The following is a 1453-nucleotide window of genomic DNA, read 5'->3' on the forward strand; positions in this document are numbered from 1 at the left end:
CAAGCCCGACGGAGCGCGTTGTCGGGATGGCTACACACCTACAATCACCACCGGCAACACTCCGCCATCGGTAGGAACGTTCCCTTCAGCCGATTGACCAACGTCCCTGGGCAGTACAGCTAGCAAGCAAGTCGTGCGCCGTCTGCTCGAACTGGGGACGCATCTCGTCGAACGTCGGCGAAGGCAGCAGTAGGCCGATAGCCAGGACGCTGATCATGGCGAGTGGGACAGGCAGGATCCACCACGACCATCGGCGGTCCTGGCCGACGACATAGAGCGTTCGGATCGCCCAGATCAGTCCCGCCACTGCGAGTGCCAGCAGTGCAACTCCACCGAAAAGGAGTGGGTCTACCCCACTGCATATTGCCGAACCGTGACGGCCACCAGTCGTAGTCGATGCAGACGAGCACGAGCAGTGCAACGACGGTGGTCGCCAGGAGACCAGGTCCAGGAAGCTTGTTTCGCGTCACTTCACCTGGAGGTTTCGGCTCCGACTCGCGCATTGAGACAATCTATCGGGGCCCTGTACCGGGAGCCGTCAACGCTGGAGCATCAGGGAAGGCGCGTAGCTCTGTTCGTAGACAGGTACGGAGTTGGCCGAGGAGATTGCTGACCACGTGGCATTGGCCTTGGCGGCCCCCGTCCCCGGACGCGCGCCGTCGGTCGCAGCGTTCTCGGGCACCGGGTGAGTTCCGGATCGCGACGAGTGTCCGGAACGATCCGACCGACGCGAGACGGTTGTTCTTGATCTGCCGGTGCACCACCACGGTCTTCCTGCCGCTGGGCCGGGTGACGCCGACGACGCCGTCTCGCATGCAGGGTTTGCAATTGAACATTTCTTGTCGGCGGGTCGCACTAGTCTTCGAACATGCATTCGATAGTGCGGTTCGGCGAGGTCGGGCAGGTGGACGAACACCTGACCGCCCTCGATGCCGCCGTCGACGGGTTGCTCGACGACGGACTGTCCGCGCTGTCGGACGCGGACATCGTCGAGACGCTCCAGCGCCTGGAGACGTCACTGCGCAAGGCTGCGGCCGTCGGTACCCGACTGATCGTCGAATCCGTGGAACGGTCCCTGCCCGACAAACACGACTGCTCAACGATCAACAATTTCCTGATCGCCACGCTGCGCCTGTCGGTCGGCGACGCGGCCCGCCGGGTCGCCGCAGCGAAAAAGGTCGGCACCTGGCACCACCCCACCGGCGAACAACTACCCCCCGACCTGCCCGGCACCGCCGCCGCGCAACGCGACGGCGCCATCGGACCCGACCACGTCCACGAGATCCGCGGCGTGCTCGGCAAGATCCCCCGCAGCGTCGACCCCGCCACAGTGGAGGTCGCCGAACAGATCCGCCCCCAAGCACTTCGTGCAGGGAGGGACCCCCAGCCGAACTCGCCCGGTCCTCGACCCCGAAGGCGGTCGCCGACGCCGGGCAACAACTGCTCGGCTACC

Annotated in this window: 1 protein-coding gene; it reads left to right on the forward strand. The window is 65.3% G+C overall.

Annotated elements, in window-relative coordinates; translation table 11 throughout:
* Window positions 1-868 precede the first annotated feature (868 nt).
* The coding region (locus tag FK531_RS22165) for a DUF222 domain-containing protein (protein WP_246098322.1) at window positions 869-1453 on the forward strand (585 nt) is incomplete at its 3' end.

Source organism: Rhodococcus spelaei (assembly GCF_006704125.1).
Taxonomy (GTDB): domain Bacteria; phylum Actinomycetota; class Actinomycetes; order Mycobacteriales; family Mycobacteriaceae; genus Rhodococcus_G; species Rhodococcus_G spelaei.